The organism is Flavobacterium flabelliforme, assembly GCF_017948675.1.
Classification (GTDB): domain Bacteria; phylum Bacteroidota; class Bacteroidia; order Flavobacteriales; family Flavobacteriaceae; genus Flavobacterium; species Flavobacterium pygoscelis.
The window spans coordinates 1-781 of the sequence record NZ_JAGFBU010000027.1 but is presented as its reverse complement, the minus strand read 5'-3'; the positions used below and the strand labels follow the sequence as shown (position 1 = coordinate 781).

Sequence of the window (781 nt, the reverse complement as noted above, 5' to 3'; positions counted from 1 at the left end):
GCCTCGTCCTAAAATAGGTTGACTAAAAATTAAACACTTTTAGTATCCTATGGAAACAAACAAAAAACAACCCTGTCGAAAAAATGAGTATCAAAAAATAAGCTTTGATCTCAAACTTTCCATCATTGCTGAAATCAATAACGGACAAATTTCAGCTAATTATGCCTCAAAAAAATATGGCATTTCTCGTGGAACTCTTGCCTATTGGATTAAGAAATTATCTAACTTTGAATCTAAATCTAAGGCTATGAGTAAAAATGACGAGTTAAAAAAATTACGCGAACGTATTGAAGAATTGGAGTTTGTCAAAGACTTCCAGCAAGACATTATCGCAGATTTTGAGCATATTACAGGAGAGCATCTTTCAAAAAAGTATTTGCCCGAGGCATTAGCAAAAGAGATAGAGAAAAAGAGAATAAGCCTTTCAAAAGAAAGTGGCTCTATCAATGCTTCGGAATAAGCAAACAGGCTTATTATCAAAGAATAAAACAGGACTTTATCAAAGAACAACAACATACAGTGGTTCTCGATTTAGTGCGTAAAACCAGGATTAGAATGCCTAAAACAGGTACTCGAAAACTAATGGAACACATTGAGAAAGACTTAATTCAAAATAATATAAAAATGGGAAGAGATGCACTTTTCGATTTATTAAGAAGTTATGGTTTATTGGTTAAGAAAACAAAACGTTTTCATATTACAACCGACTCTAAGCACTTCTTTTTCAAATCTCCTAATCTGCTCAAAGATTTAACTTTAACCCACGCAGAACAAGTCTTTG

At 32.9% G+C, this 781-nt stretch carries 1 protein-coding gene and 1 pseudogene; both read left to right on the top strand.

Going from position 1 to position 781, the window contains the following annotated elements:
* Positions 1-49: 49 nt before the first annotated feature.
* Positions 50-460: a transposase gene (locus J3S90_RS15715; RefSeq protein WP_210646975.1), complete on the top strand. Its 411-nt coding sequence runs from the start codon at positions 50-52 to the stop codon at positions 458-460.
* A 95-nt stretch (positions 461-555) separates the two neighbouring features.
* Positions 556-781: pseudogene (locus J3S90_RS15710) on the top strand (IS3 family transposase); the annotation flags it as partial.

Excerpts from the sequence above, each read along its gene's own strand:
- J3S90_RS15715 (WP_210646975.1), top strand. The coding sequence starts at position 50 with ATGGAAACAAACAAAAAACAACCCTGTCGAAAAAATGAGTATCAAAAA.